This window comes from Janthinobacterium sp. 13, from assembly GCF_002749695.1.
Classification (GTDB): Bacteria; Pseudomonadota; Gammaproteobacteria; order Burkholderiales; family Burkholderiaceae_D; genus Janthinobacterium; species Janthinobacterium kumbetense.
Genome location: NZ_PEEQ01000001.1, coordinates 6,026,951 through 6,050,022 on the forward strand (window position 1 = coordinate 6,026,951; position 23,072 = coordinate 6,050,022).

The following is a 23,072-nucleotide window of genomic DNA, read 5'->3' on the forward strand; positions in this document are numbered from 1 at the left end:
GCTTGCGCGCACGGCTGGATGGTCGCTTGACGCCCGGCGTCCGCTCGCCGATGATGGCGCGCTGAGGCAGCCCGCCGCGCGCCCATTCAAAGGAAACCCATCTCTATGCGTCTTGCCCCAGTCATCGCCGCCGTCGCGCCGTACTGGCGTGCCAGTCCTGGCGCCACGCCGGCATCCCTGGCTGCCATCGAACAGGCCATGGGCTTGCCGTTGCCGCCGGATTTACACGACTTCCTGTGCTGGTCCGATGGCGGCGCAGGGGATGTCGATGGGCAATCGCTGTCGCTGTGGCCCGCGCGCGAGCTGGTGGCGCTGAATGGCGCGTATCAACTGCAGCGCTACCTGGGCGGCCAGTGCCTGGGGATCGGTTCCGATGGCGGGCCGCTATGCCTGCTGCTCGATTATCGCGCGGGCGCTACGCCGGCCCTGGCGTACGTCAACTTCGGCGACCTCGATCCGGCCGAGGTACGCGTCATCGCCCCCGCGTTCGGCGAGGGCATGGCCTTGCTGGCGGCCGGCTTGCGCCTCGATTAACGCTTTTTGGCCGCCGCCTGGCGCAAGGCCTTCGCTTCCTGCTTGTTGGGGATGTGCGGGCGCGTGGCCAGCACCGCCTTGACGGCGGCGATGGCGGCGCCGAACTGCTGCTCGGCCTGCTCTGGGGTGGCGCCTGCATAATCCTGCTGGTTGGATTGCGCGGCACGCAGCCGGCGCAGCAGCGCCAGCAATTGCTTGCCGTGCAGGCTGGCCAGGTCTTGCGCCAATACCTGCTTGCTCAGCGCACCGTCCACGTGGTCGGGATCGAGCAGGCGCAGCAGGGCCAGGCCTGCCGGCTGGGCGACGGGTGTCAGTTTGGGTTTATCCACCGGCAGCCTTAGGGATGAGTGAAGGATTACAGGTATTCCCAGATTTCATCGAAGGTTTCGCGCGCGAAATCGTTGCGCCAGGCTTCCGAGTTCTTTTCGCGGCTGACGGCAAACACGGCGCGCCACGCCTGTTTTGGCGAGCTCGTGTAGGTCGCGGCGATCTTTTGCAGGCCGGCCTTGCATTGCTCGACCTTGCAACCGCTCTTCGCCAGTTGCTGGGCGGCAGGCGCCCATGCCAGCGGTACCTTGACGACCTGGCATTCGAAGCTGACGGCGGCCGTCTGGATGCCGTTTTCCACCGTCACCGGATCCGCCTTGGTGGCCTGGCAGGCGGCGCCCTTCTTGGCGGCGATGACGTTCGCCGCCAGCAATTCGGCGGCCGGCGTCACGGCCGCGCGCATGGTCGCGGGGAACAGGTCGGCGATCAGCTTGCCCGTTTCCGTTGGAAACTTGGCGTCCGCTTCCTTCATGTCGCTGTACGACGCGTATTCGGCGCTCTGGTGGCCGGCCAGGCGGGTGGGGCGCAGGTAGGCGTTGAGCTTGGCGACGCTGGCTTCATCCTGGTTGATGATGGTCTTGATGTACAGGTCGGCCGCATCGAGCGGGGCCAGTTCCGCGGCGTCGGCGGCGATGGCGGGCTGGGCCAGCGCCACGGCGGCGGCAAAGCTTGCTGCCAGCAGGAAGGTGCGCGATGTTTGTTGTGTTTGATGCATGTATTTTCTCCACGATTCAATGTCAGGCGCCAAAAGATGCCTTAAGGCAACTCTGGCGCCGCGCATTATATATGGTGAAAGTCATAACGTTGCGCACATTAGGCGCCAGTCTTGCTGGCCGCTTCAAGCAAGGCCAGCAGCAACTCCCTGCGCCGGCCTTGCGCCTTGCGCGCCAGGGCCGCCAGTTTTTCCAGCTTGCCCCAGATGGGATACAGCATGTGCTCGACCTGATAGCCTTCCAGCCCTTGCAGTTGCTGGCAGAACAGTTCCAGTTTCTCCACCTCTTCCAGTTCCGCCTGGATTTTGACTTTGGCGTTATCCGTGCACGCGCGCAGGCAGGCCGCCAGCACGGGAACGGACTCCGTCGTCACGCCATGCCGTTCGGCGAACGCGGCCGTGAACTGATCCTGCACGGACTGGTGTTCCTCGTCGACGTTGGCCATGTAGTGCTGCACCAGCGGGAAATGGCGTGCATCGAGCAAGCCCAGGCCAAACGTGGCGTAACTGCCGGGCATGCAATTCTTTTCGCCTTCCGTGTCGGCATAGAACTCGTATTGCTCGATGGCGGCGCGCGCATACGCGTCCAGTTGCGGCTGCAGCGATGCATGGGCGAGGGCGTTGGCAAAGAAGCGGTGCGTGTCGGAGCGGGCCAGGCCTTTCAAGGGCAGATATTCCTTGACCTTCGATTTGAGCTTGATCTGGTAGCTTTTCGGGAAACCGTTGTTCAGCAGGTGCGTGATGAACGCGAGCGCCTGCGCATACGCGTCCTCTTCTTCCTGGGCAATCGTGATGCTGATCGTGGCAAACACGTCGTTGGCGCGGCATTCCAGCAGCGCATTTTTGACGTGGATGTCGCCGTCGGGGAAGGTGCCGCTGCCTTCCTTGAGCATGCGCACGGCCCGTTCACTGCCCAGTTCACGCGCGATTTCCAGGAATTTCAGGCCCGTCGACTTGGCGTAGCTCGGTTCGTGGCGCAAGATCATCACGGCCCCGTACAGCAGCAGGTCGATCGGCGCCAGCGCCTGGGCATCGGGCGCCGCGCCCGCTTTCAAGGTGTATTCCGTGCCGCTGTAGCTTGACGTTTGCACGTCATAGAACTGCGGCAAGAACTGTTTTTCCGCCCAGGCCGACACGGCCTGGATGATGTCGCTGCGATGTTCGGCCAGCGCTTGCGGCCGCGACTTGTTCAGCTGTTCGATGCGCTCGAATTGTGCGATGGTCCAGGCGATATCGGGCTGCGGAAACAGCTGGGGATCGAGCAGGTGGCGCGCCAGGAAGAAGGTTTCCAGCTTTTTCGTCGGCCGGTTGCCGCGCTCGAGTTTCTGCGCGACGTAGCTGTGGATGCGCGCGAGCAGGGCGCTGCGCTTGCCTTCGTTGACATGATCGAGCAGATTCAGGTGCAGCGTGCCCTGTGCCGTCTGGAATTTGCCGCGAAAGCTGAAGCGGTAGTCGATCAGGGGCGTGTCGGCCAGCGTTGCCAGTTTCGCTTGCACCATGGCAACCAGCTGGGGCGCGATGCTGTCGCGTACGACGGCTTCATCGAGGCGCGATGGCGTCCTCTGCGTGAAATCCCCGGCATCGGCCAGATGGTAATCGTCGGCCGTGGTGCGGCCGGGTTTGTAGTCGAGCAAGAGATCGTTAAAAATACCCATTTGCAAGGTGGTCCGATTCACGGCGCTTTCCAGATCGGTGCGCTTCAGGCGCTCGACAAACCACGCCTCCACGGCCGCCATCATTTCCGCCGTTGCCTGTTCCTGCAGTGTACTCATCCTCTCATGCCTTTCAGTAGTTGCGTCCCGCGGGGCAGTATACGTGATGCTGCCTTTTCGCCATGGTTTCAACCGTGCCAGCCTGATTCTTCCTGCATGCTTATCTTCCGCATAATGTTGCATTGCAGTGTATTGGTATTTCCGCACAGATCGTCAAGTAAATGCAGGTATGGCTGGACGGAAATGTTACATCTGGGTATTCTGCGCATGATACTTATTTCTATACAGAAAAAGGTAAGAGGGCGGTTCGGGGCGGCGGCAACGCGGCGCGCGCCGCCACGCAAGGTCAGGCATGCAAAGGTGAAGTCGTCCGCCAGCTGAGCGAAACTGTCAGGTTTCGGCTCGCGGCGGGCAGGGAACAGTGCTGTCATCTTTAAAATAGTAGGAGAGGTTGCTCATGGATGCAGAAAAGGATGTTGTGTACGGTACAGAAGATTTGTTGATGAGTTTGTGCAACTCGGTGGTTCGGGTGCTCAACGTTGCAACGCAAAGCAAGGTCAATTATTCAGGCATGGTGCAGCGCATCACCAAGACGGGACTGAAGCCGGATATCGGCTGTTTCGTGATGTTCGATGGCGGTTTCACGGGCCTGGTGGTACTTAATTTTGCCGCCGATACGGCGATGGAAATCTATGAGCGCTACATGTTGCACATGGGTATGCCGAAGTCGGAGCTGGCCAGCTTCTACACGTCGGACGAAGTGTCGAACATCATGGGCGAGCTGATGAACCAGATCGTGGGCGACTTCACGGGCAAGGTGCGGCGCGAGCTGCAAACGAATATCACCCAGAGCCAGCCGAAGATGCTGGTGCTGAACAAGCAGGTGATGCTCAGCGTCGACACGCCGCTGGACCGCCCGGAAATGCGCCGCGTCACTTTCTACACGGAAAAGAACAATATTTTCTACCTGGAACTGGCGATCGACCGTACCGAGTTCATCAAGTTGCACGATTTCGATTCCCGCGAAGTCGACGCCGACTCGCTGATGGATGGCGAATTCGCGAACCGCGAACGGGACGCCGCCCCGGCGCCTGCCGCGGAACCGGAAGACGACGACAACGCCGACCTGCTCAAGTCCCTGGGCATGTAAGCAGAGGTCGCTGACCAGGGCTGGCGGCAGGTTTGCCGCCAGCCCTGGTCGCATGCCGCCTACAGGGTCTTGCTCATGAATACCCGGCTCGTCCCCTCGGGACTGCAGGCAATCTCGCCGAAGCGGCACCAGCCGCGCCGCTCGTAAAACTCGGGCGCCTGGAAAGTGATGGTGTACAGCACCGCCGAGGCGCAGCCGCGCCGGCGTCCTTCCTCTTCGAACTGCGCCAGTATCTGGCTGCCCAGTCCCAGTCCCCGCAAGGCGGCGGGCAAATAAAACAAATCGAGAAACAGCAGGCCCAGCGAAGTCCGGCCCATGGCGCCGCCCAGCACGCGCTGGCTGTCGCGGTCGCGCACGACGACGCTCAATACCTGCCTGTCGCTATAGCCGGTGATGGCGTCGTTGTAGGCATTCAAGCCCTCGAGGATGGTTTGCTCGACTTCCGCGTCGATCGTGGCGCTGATGCAGATGGTGTACGGTAATTGGATGGGCGGGTGTGCAGGCATGTTCGAAAAGGGGATAATGGATAACTGTATGAATATACAGTATTCCGCCTGTTCGCGTCTGTTTTATTGTGACAACGTCAATGTTTCCATCCTGCGAATGCCGACCATGCCGCGTTGCTGGCTGTCATCGAGTGACCAGTACTCGAGCGCGTACGCATAACTGCCGTCGATGATGGTCAGCGATTCCTTCTGGCGGCCGTTGGGCGCCTTGTAGTACAGGCGCCGCGCGGGCCTGCCATCGACCTGCTGCTTGAACGATTGCGGCGAAATGTGGGCGCGCTTGCCCGTCTTGCCGGCCATCGACATGGCCGTGATCGTCACATAGGCCCGATCCGGGCACCGCGCCAGCAGGTGCGCGCCGCTCAGGACGGTCACTTGCGCTTGTTCCAGCGGGAAACCGAACGGCTGCATGCCGACGATATCGTCGCAGCCCATCTGTTGCGCCAGGGTGCTCAGCACGGCCGGATCGAGCGCGCTGGTATAGTGTTTTTCAGCGGCCTGCGCCTGTCCCAGCGCCAGGCGGCGCTCCAGCTCGGCCAGCGAAATGTCGCTGGGCATGGGCAGCAGTGCCGGGGCGTCCGGATCGGCGGCCCTGGACGTTTCCGCCTGCATGCGCGCGGCAACGGAGTGGCTGCGCTCGGCGGCGGCGATCCCATCGTGGGCATGGGCGGATGGTGCGGCGCCGGCAAAGGCCATGGCCAGCGCCAGGGTCGTGTGTTTCAGCATGAAATCTCCTGCAATCGGATACAAGTGGCCCGCATTGTGTATCAGATTGCCTGCGCATGCGCGCTTCTTCTAGCGTGCGGCCATCGCCGACGCAATCTCGATCGAACTCAGCTTCCAGCCCCACACGCCATGGCGCAGCAGGACCAGCGCGCCTTCCTGCGCATTGCCATCCTTTGCGCGCACGATGAAGGTGTTCAGGCCGGCATAGCCGGCAGAATAGTCGGCCTTCTTGCGCGCGCCATCGGCGGGCGCATCCGGATTTGGCTCTGCTTGCGGGCTGACGGCGCTCTTGTTGACCAGCGCCACCACGCCGGCGGGCGAGACCATGGTGTCGACCATCTTGCCCAGCATGGCGCTGGCGATCGACTGGCCCAGCGCGGCCAGCGGGTTGCCGCTGCCGGCGGTCGCCTCGATGCTGCGCGCCATGCTCGCTTCCAGCTGCGTCTTGACGCTGGCGCGCAGGGCGGGGAAGTCCACGTGTGCGGCCAGGGCATCTGCGTTGCGCTCGGCCAGCGCGGTCTTGATCTGGTGCAAGGTGTAGTAGGGCGAAGCGTAGGCGGTGACAGCGACGGCAATGACGGCCGCAGCGGCGGCGATGGTGATTTTTTTCAAGTGATGCCTGTGAGGTAAAGGGTAGAAAACAATGCCACGCAGCGTAGCTGCTAAATGGGAATACGGCAATCATATTTTCTTGCCATTATTTCTGCGCCGTATGCCTGCGCATGGGCTCCGGCTGCGCTTGCCGGGCCACTATAGAGTGGAAGAGGGTGGGTGCTGTATAATGGGGGAAAAGTACTTAACTAGCTGTTTTAACTGAATAAAGACCTAATATCACATGCTTTCAACCGCAAATATTACGATGCAGTTTGGCGCCAAGCCATTGTTTGAGAATATCTCCGTCAAGTTCGGCGACGGCAACCGCTATGGTTTGATCGGCGCGAACGGCTGCGGCAAGTCGACGTTCATGAAGATCCTGGGCGGCGACCTGGACCCGTCGGGCGGCAACGTCATGCTCGATACCAACGAGCGCCTGGGCAAGCTGCGCCAGGACCAGTTTGCGTTTGAAGACATGCGCGTCCTCGACGTCGTCATGATGGGCCATACGGAAATGTGGGCCGCCATCCAGCAACGCGACGCGATCTACGCGAACCCGGAAGCGACGGACGACGACTACATGCAGGCCGCCGAGCTGGAAGGCAAAGTTTCCGAATACGACGGCTACACGGCCGAATCGCGCGCGGGCGAACTGCTGCTGGGCGCCGGTGTCGCCATTGATTTGCATCAAGGCCCGATGAGCAATGTCTCGCCAGGCTGGAAGCTGCGCGTGCTGCTGGCGCAGGCGCTGTTCTCGAACCCGGACATCCTGCTGCTCGACGAGCCGACGAATAACCTGGACATCAACACGATTCGCTGGCTGGAAGACGTGCTCAACGAGCGCAATTCCACCATGATCATCATTTCCCATGATCGCCACTTCCTGAACCAGGTGTGCACCCACGTGGCCGACATGGACTACGGCACCCTGAAGATTTATCCAGGCAACTACGACGAATACATGTTCGCCTCGACCCAGGCGCGCAACCAGCAGCTGGCCAACAACGCGAAAGCGAAAGACAAGGTTGCCGAGTTGCAGGAATTCGTGCGCCGCTTCGCCGCGAACAAGTCGAAGGCCCGCCAGGCGACGTCGCGCGCCAAGCAGATCGAAAAGATCAAGGTCGACGATATCAAGCCATCGTCGCGCGCCTATCCGTTCGTGCGTTTCGACGGCGAAAAGAAATTGCACCGCCTGGCCGTGGAAGTCGAGAATATCTCGAAAGGCTTCGACCGCCAGCTGTTCAAGAATTTCAGCATCATGGTCGAAGCGGGCGAGCGCATCGCCATCATCGGCGCCAACGGCGCCGGCAAGACCACCATGCTGCGCTGCATCGCGGGCGACATCGCCGGCTTGCAGCCGGACCAGGGCCGCGTGAAGTGGGCGGAAAACGCCAACGTGGGCTACATGCCACAAGATCCGACGGAAGATTTCGCCAAGGACACGAACCTGACCGACTGGATCGGCCAGTGGACGAAAGAGGGCGACGACGACCAGGCCGTGCGCTCCATCCTGGGCCGTTTGCTGTTCGGCGGCGACGACGTCAAGAAGGCCGTCAAGGTACTGTCCGGCGGTGAAAAGGGCCGCATGATGTACGGCAAGCTGATGCTGGGCCGCCACAACGTGCTGATGCTCGATGAGCCGACCAACCACATGGACATGGAATCGATCGAATCCCTGAACATCGCGCTGGAAAAATACGCTGGCACCCTGATCTTCGTGTCGCATGACCGCGAATTCGTCTCTTCGCTGGCCAACCGCATCATCGAGATCAAGGAAGATGAAGTGGTCGATTACCGCGGCAACTACGAAGACTATCTGAAGAGCCAGGGTATTGACTAAATTCTGAGGCAAGATGCCGGATGGCGCGCCAGTCGCCCATCCGGCAGCACCACACCGACGCGCCGCGGTCCTTTCGTTCCGGCGCACCTGCTTTATTGCAATCGTGCCGGTCTATCCCGTTTTTGTTTGACACAGCCATGCAAACTTTAGCCATCAAATCCGTCGAGTACGAACATCCACAAGACGGAGCCAGCTGCACTGCCCATGCCTGGGCACGCACGCCAGCGACGCCTTCCCCGGCCGAAAAAGCCGAACTGATCACGCGCATCAAGCGCTTGCTGATCGAGCGCGAAGCCGTGCTCGTTGCCCACTACTACGTTGATGCTGACCTGCAAGACCTGGCTGAAGCCACGGGCGGCTGCGTCTCCGATTCCCTGGAAATGGCCCGCTTCGGGCGCGACCATCCGGCCAAGACCCTGGTCGTGGCCGGCGTGCGCTTCATGGGCGAAACGGCGAAAATCCTCAGTCCCGAAAAAACGGTCTTGATGCCCGACCTCGACGCGACCTGTTCGCTCGACCTGGGCTGCCCGGTGGATGAATTCACGGCCTTTTGCGACGCCCATCCGGACCGCACCGTCGTCGTCTACGCCAACACCAGCGCCGCAGTCAAGGCGCGCGCGGACTGGATGGTGACGTCGTCCATCGGCCTCGACATCGTTGCCCATTTGCATGCGCAGGGCAAGAAAATCCTGTGGGCACCGGACAAGCACCTGGGTTCGTATATCCAGAAGGAAACGGGCGCCGACATGCTGCTGTGGCAGGGCAGCTGCCTCGTGCACGATGAATTCAAGGGCATCGAACTCGATTTGCTCAAGGAAGAGTATCCGCAAGCCAAGGTGCTCGTGCATCCGGAGTCGCCCGCCAACGTGGTGGCCCTGGCCGACATGGTCGGTTCCACGTCGCAAATGATTGCGGCAGCGCAAACCATGGACACGGACACGTTCATTGTCGCCACCGACAACGGCATCCTGCACAAGATGCGCGCGGCCGCGCCGGGCAAGCGTTTCATCGAAGCGCCCACGGCCGGCAACAGCGCCACTTGCAAGAGCTGCGCTCACTGCCCGTGGATGGCCATGAATGGATTGCTGAACCTGGCTGAAACGCTGGAAAACATGTACAACGAAATCCACGTCGATCCCGCCGTCGGCCAGCTGGCCGTGCGTTCGATCAACCGCATGCTCGACTTCGCCGCCGCCAAGAAGGCGGGCCTCAAGCCGGGCGCGGATCTGGCAAAAGAAACTAAATTGTTCCAAGGAATCGGTCCAGCATGAGTACCCTCGTCAATTCTTTCGCTCCTTTCGATCCCGCCCTGGCGCGCGCATTCGAAGGCAATTTGCTGGCCGCCTTGCTGGAAGACGTGGGCCAGTGCGACCTGACGGGCGAACTGGTGCCGCCCGACCATATCGTCACGGCCCGTGTCATCGTGCGCGAAGCAGCCGTGCTGTGCGGCGCGCCTTGGTTCGAAGGCATCATGAAAAGCCTGGACCGCAGCATCGACATCGCTTGGCATTACGCGGAAGGCGACATGATGACGGCCGACAGCGTCGTCTGCACGATCGAAGCGCCGGCCCGCGCCTTGCTCACGGCCGAGCGCAGCGCCCTCAATTTCCTGCAATTGCTGTCGGCGGTCGCCACGGCTACGCGCCAGTATGTCGACGTGGTCGCCGGCACCAAGGCGTCCATCCTGGACACGCGCAAGACCTTGCCGGGCCTGCGCCTGGCGCAAAAGTATGCGGTGCGCGTGGGCGGCGGCAAGAACCAGCGCCTGGCCCTGTATGACGGCATCCTGATCAAGGAAAACCATATCGCTGCCGCGGGCGGCGTCAGCCAGGCCCTGGAAAATGCGCGCAACCTCGACGCGGGCGTGCCCGTGCAAATCGAGGTGGAAACCCTGGCGCAATTGCAGGAAGCGCTGGACGCGGGCGCCGTTTCCGTCTTGCTCGATAACTTCAGCAACGACATGATGCGCGACGCCGTGGCCTTGACGCATGGCCGCGCCTTGCTGGAAGCGTCTGGCGGCATCAATTTCGATACCGTGCGCGCGATTGCCGAAACGGGCGTGGACCGCATCTCGATCGGCAGCCTGACCAAGGACGTGCGGGCCACCGATTACTCCTTGCGCATCGTCGGCTGATGAGCGGAGCAGGGCGGCGCCTGCTGGCCTTGGCGCTGCTGTGGCCGGCACTCGCCGCGCCGCTGCAGGCGCGCGAGCTGCTGGCCGTGGGCGCGCAGTTCGAGCGCGTCTTCGAGTACCAGGATAGCGGCGAGTATGGCGGCCTGGGCGCGGAACTGCTGCGCCTGATGGCGGCACGCACGGGCAATACCGTGCGTTTTCGCATGGTGCCGTGGGCGCGCGCGCAAGCCATGCTGGTGCAGGGCCAGGCCGATATCTTGATCGGCCCCTACAAGACGCCCGAGCGTATCGCCGGCATGGCGTTTTCCGACAAGCCGTTTTACCAGGACCAGATGGTCTTTTACACGCGCCAGGATGCCAGCTTCAGCTGGGATGGCGACTACGCGGTGCTGAAGAGCCGCCGGGTGGTGCTGCTCAATGGCTGGGCCTATGGCGCGGACTGGGAGCGCGTGCGGCCCGGCTTGCAGGTCAGCGTGGCGAATAACGTGGAAAACGGCTTGAAGATGCTGGTGCACAACCACGTCGACGTGTTCGTCAGCAACCGCCGCAATACCGATCCCGTGATCGCCCGCCTCGGCTATGGGCGCCAGGTGAAACCCTTGCCCAAAGTCATAGAAGTGCAGAACGGCTATTTTGCCTTTCCCCGCTCGCCCGCCTTCGACAAGCTGCGCCTGCAGTTCGACCAGGAATTGAATAGCCTGATCGAGACAGGCGAACTGAAAAAGCTGGGCAAGCGCTACGACGTCGGCATACCCTGACGGGGCGCAAGCCCTATCTGCGCTGCGCTTGACGCGGCTCAAGCGTCCGGCACGGTCCGCTTATACCCTGATGGCAGGCAGCGCAACTCTGCCCATCACGCAGAAGGGGAACGCCATGAAAACGCATACCACCAGGCAGATTGTTTGCGCCTGTCTCGCCGCCGCGCTGGCCACCGCGCTGTTTGCCTGCGGCGGCGGCCACCACCATCACAAGCCGCCAGCCCTGAACGCATATGCGGCGACCAGCCTCGTGTCCGATACGGCCGCGCTGCCGGCCGCGCACACGGACCCCAACCTCGTCAATGCCTGGGGCGTGGCGTTCAATCCGCGCGGCTTCGTCTGGGTGGCGGCGAATGGCACGGCGAAGTCGACCTTGTACGATGGCAACGGCGTGCCGCAATCGCTGGTGGTCAGCACGCCGGCAGGGCCGACGGGCATCGTCTTCAACGGCACGCAGGATTTCAAGCTGAGCCAGAATGGCGTGACGGCGCCCAGCCCCTTCATCTTCGCCAGCGAAAGCGGCAGCATCTCGGCCTGGTCGCCCACGGTCAGTCCCGTCACGGCCCTGGTCGTGTATGACGGCAGCGCCGGCGGCAGCGTCTACAAGGGCCTGGCGATTGCCGCCCGTGCGGGCGCCAACTACCTGTATGCGGCCGATTTCCATAACGGGCGCGTCGATGTCTTCGATGCCAATTTTGCCAGGGCCAGCTGGCCTGGCGCGTTCAGCGATCCCGGCTTGCCGGCTGGCTATGCGCCGTTCGGCATCCAGGCCATCGGCGAGCGCATCTATGTCGCCTATGCCAAGCGCGAAGCCAGCGGCGACGATGAGGAGGCGGGCGCGGGCCTGGGCATCGTCAATGTGTACGACACCGGCGGCACGCTGATCAAGCGGCTGGTGAGCGGCGGGGCCTTGAATGCGCCATGGGGCATGGCGCTGGCGCCGGCCGACTTCGGCTCTGCCAGCAATATGCTGTTGATCGGGAATTTTGGCGATGGCAAGATCAACGCCTATGACAGCGTCACGGGCAAGGCTGGCGGGCCGCTGCTCAAGCCCGACGGCACGCCGCTGGTGATCGATGGCTTGTGGGGCATCGCCTTTGGCAATGGCCTCAACAGCCAGCCCGTCAATACCCTGTTCTATGCGGCCGGGCCGGCTGACGAGGCGCACGGACAATATGGGCGCATCGACGTGAAGTAGCGTGGCACGGGCAGGCGCGCTGTGCCCAGCGCGCCTGCAACCGGCCGGCGAGGGCCTACAACTGGCGCGCCTCGAAGGTGTTGCACTGGGAAATCTGGCCGCTCTCGATGCCCTTGCTGAACCAGCGCACGCGCTGCTCCGAGGTGCCGTGCGTAAACGAGTCCGGCACGACATGGCCTTGCGACTGGCGCTGCAGCGCATCGTCGCCGATGGCCGTGGCCGCTTTCAGGGCCGCTTCCACGTCGCCCTGTTCCAGGATCTTGCGGTCGGCGTTCGCGTGATACGCCCACACGCCGGCAAAGCAGTCGGCCTGCAATTCCAAGCGCACGGACATGGCGTTGGCCTGGCGCTCCGACTGCGTGCGGCGGGCATTGTCGACCTTCTCGGACAAGCCCATCAGGTTTTGCACGTGGTGGCCCACCTCATGCGCGATCACGTAGGCCTCGGCAAATTCGCCCGAGACCTTGAAGCGCTGCTGCATCAGGTTGAAGAAATCGAGGTCCAGGTAGACTTTCTGGTCGCCAGGGCAATAGAAGGGGCCGCTGGCGCTCTGGCCCGTGCCGCAAGCCGTCGGCGTGCTGCCGGAAAACAGCACCAGCTTGGGTTTCACATAGCTGCCGCCTTCGGCCTTGAACAGGGCGCCCCACGTGTCTTCCGTATCGGCCAGCACGGTTTTCACGAAGCGGGCCATCTCGTCCGATTCGGGCGGCTGGCGCGCGGGCGACTGGCTTTGCTGGGTGCTGATCTGGCCGCCACCGCCGCTGAGCAGGTTGAGCAAGGTCAAGGGATTGACGCCCAGCACATACGAGCCGACGAGGGCGATGACGATGGTGCCGATGCCGATCGAGCGCCCGCCAAACCCAAAGCCGCCACCGCCGCCGCCCCCACCGCCGTCTTCGCCACGGCGATCTTCCACATTGTCGCTTTCGCGATTGCCTTCCCATTTCATGATATCTACTCCTGCTGCGATTTGCGATTGATTGGTGACGCCGCAAGATGTCTCTTGCGGTGAGTCTTATAACGAATCTTACAATTATCGCAGCAAACCGCGCCGCGACAGGAGCGACAGTGTTACGCTTTGCAACTTTCCACCCACATCACAACAGGTACACGCATGGCGCTTGCCAACGATACACGCATTTCTCCCGTCGCGGTGGTCCAGGCCCAACTGGACGCCTACAACGCGCACGACGTGCCGGCCTTGCTGGCCATCTATGCTGATGACGCACAGCAATTCCAGCATCCCGATACCTTGCTGGCCACGGGCAGCGGGCAAATCGGCCCCCGTTTCACGGCCCGCTTCGCCGCCAGCAAACCGCACGCGCAGTTACTCAACCGCATCGCCTGCGGCAAGCTGGTGATCGACCATGAAATCGTCCATGGCGACACGGACGATGGCGTGTCGGCGCAGGAACTGGTGGCGACGTATGAAGTGGAGCAGGGACGCATCAGCCGCGCCTGGTTCAGCTTTGGCGCTTTGAGCTGCTTGCGCGTGGCGCTGCCGGCCGACGTGCCTGCCATGAACGCGCTGATTGCCCGTTCCGGCGTGGCGCTGAGCGCGGGGTTCTATACGCCGGAACAGGCCGAGTCCGTGACGCGCCACGTGTTCGGCGTCGATACGCAGCTCATGGCCGACCAGACGTATTTCGTCATCGAACGGGAGGGCGCCATGCTGGCTTGCGGCGGCTGGAGCCGGCGTGCCACCCTGTATGGCGCCGACCGCGCCAAGAGCGGCCCGGACCCGCTGCTCGATCCGGCCAGCCAGCCGGGCCGCATCCGCGCCTTCTTTGTCGAGCCGGCGGCCGTCCGCCAGGGATTGGGCCGCATGCTGATGCGCCATTGCGAACGCCAGGCGCTGGCCGCCGGTTTTACTGCCCTGGAACTGGCCGCCACCTTGCCTGGCGTGCCGCTGTACCTGGCCAGCGGCTTTGCCGTGACGGAAGAGTTTTACCTGGACTTGCCCGATGGCGTCAAACTGCCGCTGGCGCGCATGCACAAGCGGCTGTAATGTTTTACCAGGGCAACGGTGCTTGCTCTCCATTCGCGTGCTCGCCGTAATACAGCGAGGGCAAAAAGCGCGACAGGTAGGTAAATTCGCTGTAGCAATGGCGCAGCAAGTTCAGACCCAGCACGTCGGGCACGTCGCGCACGGGGTTCAGGCTATTGCGGCCTAGCAAGAAGCGGCTGCGCAGCACGCAGCCCGTGGGGGTGTCGCGCGTCAGGTGCAGCATTTCGCCATCGAGCGGGTCGCCCTGCGGGTCGAGCACCACGTGGTCGCCGAAGCCGATGCGCGCGCAGATGGCGGCCGACAGGGCGCCGCTGTCCCTGGCCTGTTGCAGTTGCGCCGTATCAAATACATCCTTCGGATCATGGAACTTCAGCTTGGCTTTCACGGGTGGAATGTCGCCCAGCGATTCCACTGCCTCGATCGAGGCGCCGTAGTAACTTTCTCCCTTTTTCCACGCGCTGTTCCAGCCATGATGGGCCACGTGATCGTGCGGGTGCCACCATTTGATGTGCTGCGTCGTCTCGAAAAACGTAAACCACCAGTCCAGCATGCGCCCGCTGCAGCCGTGCAGTTCCGTGCGCGCTGCCACCAGCAGACAACCGTTTTCCAGGCGCGTGACGCCCGTTTCCAGGTGCAGGGGAAATGGGTCGAGCAAGTCGCCCGTGCTGGTAATGCTCCATGGGAATTCAATATGCTGCGTCATGTCGTTCTCCTTTGTTGGGGGTGAGCCAATTATATATTAAAGAAACGTTTAGCGTTTCCTAAATATGTTTCAGTGTAAAATTGCTCATCGATCAAGCTTGGAGCTGGCATGCAGGAAGAAGAGAGCAAGGCCTTGCGCGGACGGGGCCGTCCGGCGCGGCCTCCCGAGGAAGCGCGCGAGGCGGCCGTGCAGGCGGCTACCTGGCTGCTGCTGAACGAAGGCTATGCGGCAACGACCATGGAAGCGGTGGCGCGCCATGCGGGCATGGCAAAGAAATCGCTGTATCAATACGCGGCCAACCGCGAGGAACTGGTCGCCCTGGTGGTGCGCGGCTGGACGGATGCTTTCCTGCCGGCCATGGCGCACGATGCGGCCAGGCCTGGCGAGGTGTTGCCGCTGTTAAAAGAGATCTTGCAGGCGATGGCGGGGCGCGTGCTGACGGCGGACGCCGTCGGACTGTTCCGCCTGCTGTGCACGGAGTTTCCCGCCCGCGCGGATCTACTTGCCGTGTATCAGCGCAACGGCATCGAGCGGGGCACGGCCCTGCTGGCCGACTGGCTGCAGCGCCAGGCCGCGCGCGGCCATCTGGCGTTGCAGGATGGGCGGGAGGTGGCCGGCTTGCTGCTGGCCATGGTGATTGCCGAGCCCCTGCGGCAGATGGCGCTGGGCTTGCTGGCGCCCGCGCCGGCCTGGGATGCCGCGCCGCGCATCGATGCCGCGCTGCGCCTGCTGGGCGGCTCGGCCTTCAGCGTGGCTGGTGCTTCAGCGCTTCGCGGTAGCTGAGCGCCGACAGTTGCTGGCGGTGCGCGTCGGCAAACGCCGTCACGGCCTCGGGCGTGTGGCGCGCGTAGTCGCGCAAGGCCCAGCCGATGGCCTTGCGGATGAAAAACTCGTCTTCGTGGGCCAGCGCCAGCGCCGCGTCGAACAGCCAGGCCGCATCCGTGTCGGCCCGCCAGCCCAGCTGGTGCAGCATGGCGATGCGGCGCAGCCAGAAGTCATCATGGCGCAAGGCGCCCTCCATGTGCGCATGGCCGTCGCCGCCGCGCTGTCGTTCCGCCTGCAGCACCTCGCCGACGATGCCCGCCATGCCGTCGACGCTGTCCCACCACGCGCGCTGGCGCGCCAGTGCCAGCAGGGCGGGGAGGTGTTCGATGCCCAGCTGGCGCCGGTGCAGGGCCAGCATGTCGAGCGCCACGTGCTGGTATTCGCGCTCCGGCTGTTGCCACAGCAGTTGCGCATGTTCCAGCAGGGCATCGGCACCGATGCCTTGCAAGCCCGCCAGCAAGCCCCTGGCGGCCAGCCGCCGCTGCGGCGCCGCCACGCCCAGGAAAACGAACTGGTCGCGCATGTAGGCTTGCATGGGCCCCGCGCGGCCCGGTTCGGCAACCGCTTCCAGCGCCGCCTTCAGTTCTGCATGTAAATCCATCGCATCTCGCTTTTTTCAGGCGTAAAAAAAGCGCCCCGAAGAGCGCTCTTGTCCAGCCATCCAAACGGTTGATAGAAGCGTAGCGAGCGGCAGCGATTTGTGGCCGAGACGCGCAACCGTACGAAGGTACGGTGAGCATCGCAGGCCGCAAAGCGCGACGCGCAGTAGCTTATATCAGGCGTTTTTATTGGATTTTTGCCTTCTTCATCAGTTCGTCGCGGTAGGCGGCGAGTTTCTTCTGTTGCAGCGACTCGGCCACCTGGCCCTTGACTTCTTCCAGTGCCGGCAACTTCGTCGGACGGGTTTCTTCCAGCTTGATCACGTGGAAGCCGAATTGCGATTGCACTGGCGTTTGCGTGACCTGGCCTGGTTTCAGGGCGACCATGGCGTCAGAGAATGGCTTCACGTACGAAGCTGGGCTAGCCCAGTCCAGGTCGCCGCCATTGGCTGCGGAACCGTCTTTCGATACTTTCGCCAGTTCTTCGAACTTGGCGCCGCCTTTCAGCTTGGCGATGATGTCTTTCGCTTCCGCTTCGGTGGCGACCAGGATGTGGCGTGCATGGTATTCCTTGTCGCCCGCTTGTGCCTTGAACTTGTCGTATTCGGCCTTGATTTCAGCGTCCTTGACAGGGTTTTTCTTCACGTAGTCGGCCAGCAGGGCGTTGATGATGATGCTTTGACGGGCATTGTCGATCTGCGACTTGACTTCCGGGCGGGTGCCGTAGCCTTGCTTGTCGGCTTCCTGGATCAGCACTTCACGGCCGATCAGGTCTTTCTTGATGGCTTCGCGCAATTGCGGCGAATCCGCTTGTTTGCCTTGGGCAACGACTTGCTTGACGACCTGGTCGACGCGCGACGAAGGGATGGCCTTGCCGTTCACGGTGGCCACGTTTTGCGCGAACGCAGGGATCGCTACTACGGCGACCAGGGCTAAGATCAGGCGGGCTGGCTTCAAAATCATGTTCATTCCTAATAAGTATACAAAAACCGATACAAAAGATCGCGACTGCCGTGCAGTACGCATTCAGGCGCAGAATACACGACCGGCGCCGAAAAGGGCGCCGGGGAGGTCAGTTCTTACTGAACTTTCGCTTTTTTGATCATTTCTTCCTGATACGCTTGCAGTTTCTTTTGCTGCAGCGCTTCGGCGATCTGTGGCTTGACTTCTTCCAGGGTCGGCAGTTTTGCCGCGCGGGTGTCGTCCAGCTTGATCACGTGGAAACCGTTAGGCGTTTGCACCGGGGTGTCGGTGACCTGGCCTTTTTGCAGTTTCACGAAGGCGTCGGAGAAGACTTTCGGGAAGGACGATGGTGCTGCCCAGTCCAGGTCGCCGCCGTTGTCGGCCGAACCGGCATCTTTCGATTGCTTGGCCAGGTCTTCGAACTTGGCGCCGCCTTTCAGCTTGGCGATGATGTCTTTCGCTTCCGCTTCGGTCGCTACCAGGATGTGGCGTACGTGGTATTCCTTGTCGCCGGTCTGGGCCACGAAACGGTCGTATTCCGCCTTGATTTCAGCGTCGTTGACGGGGTTCTTTTTCAGGTAGTCGCCGACCAGGGCGTTGATGACGATGGCCTGGCGCGCGTTCTCGATTTGCTGCTTGACTGCTGCATCTTTACCGAAACCTTTGTTTTCCGCTTCTTGCATCAGCACTTCACGGCCGATCAAGTCCTTCTTGATCATTTCGCGCAATTGCGGCGAATCCGGTTGCTGGCCTTGGGCGACGACTTGCTTGACGACTGCATCAACGCGCGACGATGGGATAGGCTTGCCATTAACAACGGCAACATTTTGCGCAAAAACAGGTACCGCGACAACGGCGAGTAGTGCGATCAGCAAGCGGGCTGGCTTAAAAGTCATTATTAAATCCTGTTAGGGAAAGTTTCGTAAAAAACGCATGGAAAGAAATCCAGGCATGGCGCCAGAAGCAAGGGCATACCCAAGTGATCCGGGTACGCCAAAAACGCCATCCTTATGCTACCTCGGACGGCGCCAATGCCACAATCGCCAATGCATGTATCTCATTATGCATCATATCGTGCACGGAATCATACACCAGTCGATGGCGCATGACGAGCCTGAGCCCTTCAAATTGACTAGAAATAATGCGTAGATTGTAATGGCCGCCGCCCGAGGCGGCGCCCGCATGGCCCCGGTGGCGCGCCGAGTCGTCTTCCAGCACGCATTCCAGAGGGGAAAGTGCCGTTTCCAGGCGGGTACGAATGCGCTGCATGCGCGTTTCCGGCGCAGTATTTTCGGTGGTGGTGTGCATCATGCGTCTTCCTTGATATGTTTGGCCAGGAACAGGGTTTGCGCCACGATGAAGGCAAAGAAAATGCCCGTCGCGCCAAACGCCTTGAAGCTGACCCAGGCAGCCATGTCGCCCTTGTACAGCACGAAGGCGACGAACAGGTTCAGTGCGCCGATGGCGCCGAAGAAAATGATCCATGCGGCCAGCAGCTGGTTCCAGACGGCATCCGGCAATTGCACTTGCGCTTCCATGGTCTTGCGGATCAGGTTTTTCTTGAAACCCACGTGGGCGATCAAGAGGGCCAGGCCGGACAGCCAGTAGATCAGGGTCGGCTTCCATTTCAGGAAGAAATCGTCATGCAGGTAAATGCTGGCGCCGCCGAACACGACAAAGATGAACAGCGACAGCCACAGCATGCCGTCCACCTTGCGCCCGCGCAGCAGCAGATAGCTGACCTGGCAAGCCGTGGCGACGATGCCGACGAGGGTGGCAAGTATCCACGGCGCCTGGTCGGCCTTGATCAGGCCGCCTGACACGAAGCCGGACAGATATTGCTGCACGAAATCGTGCGTGGCCGCTTCATACATGCCGCCCAGTTTGAAGGCGGTGAAGAAGGCGATCAGGGGGAAGAGGTCGAATAGAAATTTCATGGCGAGACTTTACACTGGTCTTATTAAAATCATCTTAGGAATGGCTTAGGAGCAAGGCCCAAGCCATTGCCGGCATCACGGCTGCGGATCGAAGCGCAGGGAAGCCGAATTGATGCAATAGCGCAAGCCGGTCGGCGGCGGGCCGTCCGGAAACACGTGGCCCAGGTGGGCGTCGCAGACGGCGCAGACGATTTCCGTGCGCACCATGCCGTGGCTGCGGTCGACGATTTCCGTGACATTCGCCGGGTCGAGCGCCTGGAAATAGCTGGGCCAGCCGCAGCCGGAGTCGAATTTCGTGTCGGAGGCAAATAGTGGCGTGTTGCAGCAGACGCAGGTGTAGACGCCGTGTTCATGGTGGTCCCAGAACTTGCCCGTGAAGGCCCGTTCCGTGGCCGCGTGGCGCGTGACTTCGTATTGCATCGAGTCGAGCATGGCGCGCCATTCGGCGTCGGTTTTCTTGACTTTATTCGTGGTCATAAGGACTCCTCAGGATGAGCAACTGACTTCAAGGTGGCTGGCCCAGTCGGGCGGCAGGGCCGCATAGTGCTGGTGTTCGGGCTGTTCGTCAAATGGCTTTTGCAAAACTTCCAGCAATTTCGCCACTTCCGTGTAATCGTGCTGCTGGGCTTTCTCGATGGCCACTTGCGCCAGGTAGTTGCGCAGCACGTATTTCGGGTTGACCTGGTTCATGGCGGCTTGCCGTTCAGCATCGACGCTGTGCTCCTGCAGCAGGCGCGCGCGGTAGGTCGTCGCCCACGCATCGAAGGCGGGGCGGTCGATGAACATGTCGCGCAGCATCGTGTCGTGTTCGGGGGCGGCCACTTGCAAGGTCGCCAGTGCGCGGAAGAAGTTGGTGAAATCCACGTGGTTGGCTTGCATCAGCGCAAACATGCTGTCGAACAGGGCCGTATCGTCGTCCTGCGTCGTGCGCAAACCCAGCTTGGCGCGTAGCAAGGCATTCATCTTGTCCGCAAACGCGGGTTGGTAGCCGTCCAGCGCCGCCTGCGCCAGTTCCACTTCGCCGATCAGCGGCAGCAGGGCCTGGCCCAGCGCATAGCAGTTCCAGTGGCCCACCTGCGGCTGGTTGGCGTAGGAATAGCGGCCCTGCTGGTCCGTATGGTTGCAGATGTGCTCGGCGTCAAACGCTTCCATGAAGCCGAAGGGGCCATAATCGAGCGTCAAGCCCAGGATGGACATATTGTCCGTGTTCATGACGCCATGCATGAAGCCCACGGCTTGCCAGTGAGCAATCATGTGCGCCGTGCGCACGCACACTTCGGCCAGCAAGGCTTGATATGGATTTGATGCGGCGCGCAAATGGGGATAAAAACCGTCGATGACGTAATCGGCCAGGATTTTCAGCTCGTCCGGCTTCTTGCGGTAAAACCAGTGTTCGAACGAGCCGAAGCGCACGAAAGTGGGCGCCATGCGCGTCACGACGGCGGCCGTTTCCACCGTTTCGCGCATGATGCCTTGCTGCGAACCCATGATGGATAGCGCGCGCGAGGTGGGAATGCCCAGCGCCGCCATGGCTTCCGAGCACAGGAATTCGCGGATGGACGAGCGCAGCACGGCGCGCCCGTCGCCCATGCGTGAATACGGCGTGGCGCCGGCGCCTTTCAGCTGCAGCTCCATCGGGCCGTGTTCGGTGGCGATATCGCCCAGCAAGATGGCGCGGCCGTCGCCCAGCTGGCCGGCCCAGACGCCGAACTGGTGACCCGAATACACGGCCGACAGGGGAATCGAGCGCTCGGCAACCGTGTTGCCACTCAGCAGCTCCACGTAATCGGGCCCGGCCAGGCGCGCGGCATCGAGGCCGACCAGGCTGGCGGCCGGCCCGCTGGCGGCCACGAAATACGGGGCGGGCAGGGGCGTGGGCATCAAGCGCGTATAGAACGCGGGCGGCAAGGCCGCAAAGGCGTTATCCAGTGGTAAGGTATGAGCGGTGATGGCAATTCCAGTCAGATAAGAGGGAGCGGCAAGGTGCGCCAGCCTGGAAGGCGATTTTACCGCACGGCGCCAAGCTGCGTGGCGGGCGCGGAAATGGGGGCCACTGCGGCAAAAAACGGAATCAAAAATTCCATGCTGCAATGCAATATCGAAATGCGTTGACGATTTCCGCACGACCGTACGAAACTAAGGAAAATCTTTAAATTCCAACAATAACCGAGTATCCAACCCAGGAGACACGATGTCGGCATTTCCCTTGAGTCCAGTGATGGGCCAGATGATGAATCAGCCCCTGCTGATTTCCAGCATTATCGAGTTTGCAGCGCGTCATTATGGAGGCAGCGAAATCATTTCGCGGCGGGTGGAGGGCGATATGCATCGCTACACCTACCGCGATTGCCACCAGCGCGCGCGGCGCCTGGCGAACGCCTTGCATGGCCTCGGCGTCGGCATGGGCGACCGGGTCGCCACCCTGGCCTGGAACGGCTACCGCCACCTGGAAGCCTATTATGCCGTGTCGGGCTCGGGCGCCGTGTTGCACACCATCAATCCGCGCCTGTTCCCCGACCAGATCGCCTACATCTCGAACCATGCCGAAGACCAGGTCTTGCTGTTCGATTTGACCTTCTTGCCCGTGGTGGAGAAAATCGCCGCCGACTGCACGTTTGTCCGTCACTTCGTGCTGATGTGCGACCGCGAGCGCATGCCCGCCAGCAGCACGATTCCCGACCTGCTGTGCTATGAAGACTTGATCGCCACGCATTCCGACGATTACGCCTGGCCCCTGTTCGACGAAAATGCAGCCGCCACCCTGTGCTACACGTCGGGCACGACGGGCAACCCCAAGGGCGCCCTGTATTCGCACCGCTCGACCGTGCTGCACGCGTACGCGTCGGCCATGCCCAGCGCCCTGAACGTGCGCGCCTCGGACACCGTGCTGCCCGTCGTGCCCATGTTCCACGTGAACGCGTGGGGCTTGCCGTATTCCGTGCCCCTGTCCGGCGCGCGCATGGTGTTTCCCGGCGCGGCGCTCGATGGCAAGTCGCTGTACGAACTGTTCGAGGCGGAAAAGGTGACGTTCTCGGCCGGCGTGCCCACCGTCTGGCTGGGTTTGCTCAATCACGCCTTGCAGAATGACTTGCAGTTTTCCACCTTCCGCCGCACGGTGATCGGCGGCGCCGCGTGCCCGCCCGCCATGATGGATACCCTGATCGACAAGTTCGACATCGAGGTCATCCACGCCTGGGGCATGACGGAAATGTCGCCGCTGGGCACGGCCGGCGGCTTGCAGACCAAGCACCTGGACTTGCCGAAGGAGGAACAGCGCAAGATCCTGCAAAAGCAGGGCCATGCGATTTATGGCGTGGACATGAAGATCGTCGACGACGATGGCAAGGAATTGCCGTGGGATGGCGTGGCCTACGGGCATTTGCTGGTGAAAGGGCCGTGGATCATTTCCTCGTACTACAAGAACGAGGGTGGCGAGGTGTTGCAGGATGGCTGGTTCCCCACGGGCGACGTGGCCACCATCGATGCGGACGGCTACATGCAGATCACGGACCGCAGCAAGGACGTGATCAAGTCGGGCGGCGAGTGGATCGGCACCATCGACCTGGAAAACCTGGCCATGGCGCACCCGGCCGTGCTGCAGGCGGCCTGCATCGGCGTGTTCCACCCGAAATGGGACGAGCGCCCCGTGCTGGTGGTGGTGGTGCGTCCCGGCATGGCGGTCACGCGCGACGCCTTGCTGCAATTTTTCGAAGGCAAGATCGCCAAGTGGTGGACGCCGGACGACGTGCTGTTCATCGACGCCTTGCCCATGGGCGCCACGGGCAAGATCCAGAAAAACAAGCTGCGCGAGCAGTTCAAGGGGCACAAGTTGCCGGGCATGTAAAG

25 protein-coding genes are annotated in these 23,072 nt (G+C 62.0%); 10 read left to right on the forward strand and 15 right to left on the reverse strand.

The window, feature by feature from the left end:
* Positions 1–105 precede the first annotated feature (105 nt).
* On the forward strand, positions 106–534 hold the full coding sequence (locus tag CLU94_RS26470; RefSeq protein ID WP_099667866.1) for an SMI1/KNR4 family protein: 429 nt from the start codon (positions 106–108) through the stop codon (positions 532–534).
* Here the strand turns inward: CLU94_RS26470 and CLU94_RS26475 are convergent.
* The 3 genes from CLU94_RS26475 to CLU94_RS26485 form a co-directional block, all read right to left on the reverse strand.
* Positions 531–863 (reverse strand): hypothetical protein, encoded by a 333-nt coding sequence (locus tag CLU94_RS26475; RefSeq protein WP_099667867.1) that lies wholly within the window; start codon positions 861–863, stop codon positions 531–533. The genes CLU94_RS26470 and CLU94_RS26475 overlap by 4 nt on opposite strands.
* 26 nt (positions 864–889) lie before the next feature.
* Entirely contained in the window at positions 890–1,576 is a 687-nt protein-coding gene (locus CLU94_RS26480; RefSeq protein WP_099667868.1) for a hypothetical protein, read from the reverse strand.
* Between the two features lie 98 nt (positions 1,577–1,674).
* Positions 1,675–3,345, reverse strand: a complete 1,671-nt coding sequence (locus CLU94_RS26485) for a DUF6138 family protein (protein WP_099667869.1) — start codon at positions 3,343–3,345, stop codon at positions 1,675–1,677.
* 397 nt (positions 3,346–3,742) lie between these two features.
* Here CLU94_RS26485 and CLU94_RS26490 point away from each other — a divergent pair, with 397 nt between their 5' ends.
* Entirely contained in the window at positions 3,743–4,435 is a 693-nt protein-coding gene (locus tag CLU94_RS26490; protein ID WP_034784631.1) for a DUF3334 family protein, read from the forward strand.
* A gap of 59 nt (positions 4,436–4,494) precedes the next feature.
* Here the strand turns inward: CLU94_RS26490 and CLU94_RS26495 are convergent, their stop codons facing one another.
* The 3 genes from CLU94_RS26495 to CLU94_RS26505 form a co-directional block, all read right to left on the reverse strand.
* Positions 4,495–4,941, reverse strand: coding sequence for a GNAT family N-acetyltransferase (locus tag CLU94_RS26495; RefSeq protein WP_143451563.1), 447 nt, complete (start codon positions 4,939–4,941; stop codon positions 4,495–4,497).
* A gap of 63 nt (positions 4,942–5,004) precedes the next feature.
* The gene (locus CLU94_RS26500) at positions 5,005–5,667 is read right to left on the reverse strand and encodes a hypothetical protein (protein WP_099667870.1); all 663 of its coding nucleotides are present in this window, start codon (positions 5,665–5,667) and stop codon (positions 5,005–5,007) included.
* A gap of 69 nt (positions 5,668–5,736) precedes the next feature.
* A complete protein-coding gene (locus CLU94_RS26505) occupies positions 5,737–6,279 on the reverse strand; it encodes a DUF2939 domain-containing protein (protein ID WP_143451564.1) in 543 nt (180 codons plus the stop codon).
* Between the two features lie 223 nt (positions 6,280–6,502).
* Here CLU94_RS26505 and CLU94_RS26510 point away from each other — a divergent pair, with 223 nt between their 5' ends.
* The 5 genes from CLU94_RS26510 to CLU94_RS26530 all read left to right on the forward strand — a co-directional run bounded on the left by CLU94_RS26510 (position 6,503) and on the right by CLU94_RS26530 (position 12,191).
* Positions 6,503–8,101 carry an ABC-F family ATPase gene (locus CLU94_RS26510; RefSeq protein ID WP_034756044.1) on the forward strand — a complete coding sequence of 533 codons (1,599 nt, stop codon included), beginning with the start codon at positions 6,503–6,505 and terminating at the stop codon, positions 8,099–8,101.
* Positions 8,102–8,238: 137 nt separating this feature from the next.
* The gene (gene nadA / locus CLU94_RS26515; protein WP_099667872.1) at positions 8,239–9,372 is read left to right on the forward strand and encodes a quinolinate synthase NadA; all 1,134 of its coding nucleotides are present in this window, start codon (positions 8,239–8,241) and stop codon (positions 9,370–9,372) included.
* The gene (nadC, locus tag CLU94_RS26520) at positions 9,369–10,235 is read left to right on the forward strand and encodes a carboxylating nicotinate-nucleotide diphosphorylase (protein ID WP_099667873.1); all 867 of its coding nucleotides are present in this window, start codon (positions 9,369–9,371) and stop codon (positions 10,233–10,235) included. The genes nadA and nadC overlap by 4 nt, the downstream gene beginning before the upstream one ends.
* Complete coding sequence (locus tag CLU94_RS26525; protein WP_099667874.1) at positions 10,235–10,993, forward strand: substrate-binding periplasmic protein; 759 nt, start codon at positions 10,235–10,237, stop codon at positions 10,991–10,993. The genes nadC and CLU94_RS26525 overlap by 1 nt, the downstream gene beginning before the upstream one ends.
* A gap of 115 nt (positions 10,994–11,108) precedes the next feature.
* Complete coding sequence (locus CLU94_RS26530) at positions 11,109–12,191, forward strand: TIGR03118 family protein (protein ID WP_099667875.1); 1,083 nt, start codon at positions 11,109–11,111, stop codon at positions 12,189–12,191.
* Between the two features lie 55 nt (positions 12,192–12,246).
* Here the strand turns inward: CLU94_RS26530 and ypfJ are convergent, their stop codons facing one another.
* The gene (gene ypfJ / locus CLU94_RS26535) at positions 12,247–13,140 is read right to left on the reverse strand and encodes a KPN_02809 family neutral zinc metallopeptidase (RefSeq protein WP_099667876.1); all 894 of its coding nucleotides are present in this window, start codon (positions 13,138–13,140) and stop codon (positions 12,247–12,249) included.
* 165 nt (positions 13,141–13,305) lie between these two features.
* Here ypfJ and CLU94_RS28815 point away from each other — a divergent pair, with 165 nt between their 5' ends.
* Positions 13,306–14,199, forward strand: a complete 894-nt coding sequence (locus tag CLU94_RS28815) for a GNAT family N-acetyltransferase (RefSeq protein ID WP_099667877.1) — start codon at positions 13,306–13,308, stop codon at positions 14,197–14,199.
* 4 nt (positions 14,200–14,203) lie between these two features.
* On the opposite strand, the gene CLU94_RS26545 is transcribed toward CLU94_RS28815, so the two are convergent.
* Positions 14,204–14,902: a DAPG hydrolase family protein gene (locus tag CLU94_RS26545; RefSeq protein ID WP_180278785.1), complete on the reverse strand. Its 699-nt coding sequence runs from the start codon at positions 14,900–14,902 to the stop codon at positions 14,204–14,206.
* A gap of 108 nt (positions 14,903–15,010) precedes the next feature.
* Here CLU94_RS26545 and CLU94_RS26550 point away from each other — a divergent pair, with 108 nt between their 5' ends.
* On the forward strand, positions 15,011–15,685 hold the full coding sequence (locus CLU94_RS26550) for a TetR/AcrR family transcriptional regulator (protein ID WP_099667878.1): 675 nt from the start codon (positions 15,011–15,013) through the stop codon (positions 15,683–15,685).
* On the opposite strand, the gene CLU94_RS26555 is transcribed toward CLU94_RS26550, so the two are convergent.
* The 7 genes from CLU94_RS26555 to CLU94_RS26585 all read right to left on the reverse strand — a co-directional run bounded on the left by CLU94_RS26555 (position 15,648) and on the right by CLU94_RS26585 (position 21,191).
* The gene (locus CLU94_RS26555; protein WP_099667879.1) at positions 15,648–16,328 is read right to left on the reverse strand and encodes a DNA alkylation repair protein; all 681 of its coding nucleotides are present in this window, start codon (positions 16,326–16,328) and stop codon (positions 15,648–15,650) included. The two genes, CLU94_RS26550 and CLU94_RS26555, sit on opposite strands and share 38 nt — an antisense overlap.
* A 184-nt stretch (positions 16,329–16,512) precedes the next feature.
* Positions 16,513–17,289 (reverse strand): peptidylprolyl isomerase, encoded by a 777-nt coding sequence (locus CLU94_RS26560; RefSeq protein ID WP_034756072.1) that lies wholly within the window; start codon positions 17,287–17,289, stop codon positions 16,513–16,515.
* Positions 17,290–17,405: 116 nt separating this feature from the next.
* Positions 17,406–18,185 (reverse strand): peptidylprolyl isomerase, encoded by a 780-nt coding sequence (locus CLU94_RS26565; protein ID WP_077404793.1) that lies wholly within the window; start codon positions 18,183–18,185, stop codon positions 17,406–17,408.
* Positions 18,186–18,297: 112 nt separating this feature from the next.
* Positions 18,298–18,600 (reverse strand): BolA family protein, encoded by a 303-nt coding sequence (locus CLU94_RS26570; RefSeq protein WP_257219016.1) that lies wholly within the window; start codon positions 18,598–18,600, stop codon positions 18,298–18,300.
* Positions 18,597–19,226 carry a septation protein A gene (locus tag CLU94_RS26575; protein ID WP_099411909.1) on the reverse strand — a complete coding sequence of 210 codons (630 nt, stop codon included), beginning with the start codon at positions 19,224–19,226 and terminating at the stop codon, positions 18,597–18,599. Before CLU94_RS26575 ends, CLU94_RS26570 begins: the two co-directional genes overlap by 4 nt.
* Positions 19,227–19,301: 75 nt before the next feature.
* Positions 19,302–19,703 carry a peptide-methionine (R)-S-oxide reductase MsrB gene (gene msrB / locus CLU94_RS26580; RefSeq protein ID WP_034756083.1) on the reverse strand — a complete coding sequence of 134 codons (402 nt, stop codon included), beginning with the start codon at positions 19,701–19,703 and terminating at the stop codon, positions 19,302–19,304.
* Between the two features lie 9 nt (positions 19,704–19,712).
* Positions 19,713–21,191, reverse strand: coding sequence for a protein adenylyltransferase SelO (locus CLU94_RS26585; RefSeq protein WP_218965366.1), 1,479 nt, complete (start codon positions 21,189–21,191; stop codon positions 19,713–19,715).
* Between the two features lie 226 nt (positions 21,192–21,417).
* Between CLU94_RS26585 and CLU94_RS26590 the strand changes: the two genes are divergently transcribed.
* A complete protein-coding gene (locus CLU94_RS26590) occupies positions 21,418–23,070 on the forward strand; it encodes a 3-(methylthio)propionyl-CoA ligase (protein WP_099667880.1) in 1,653 nt (550 codons plus the stop codon).
* Positions 23,071–23,072: the final 2 nt, after the last annotated feature.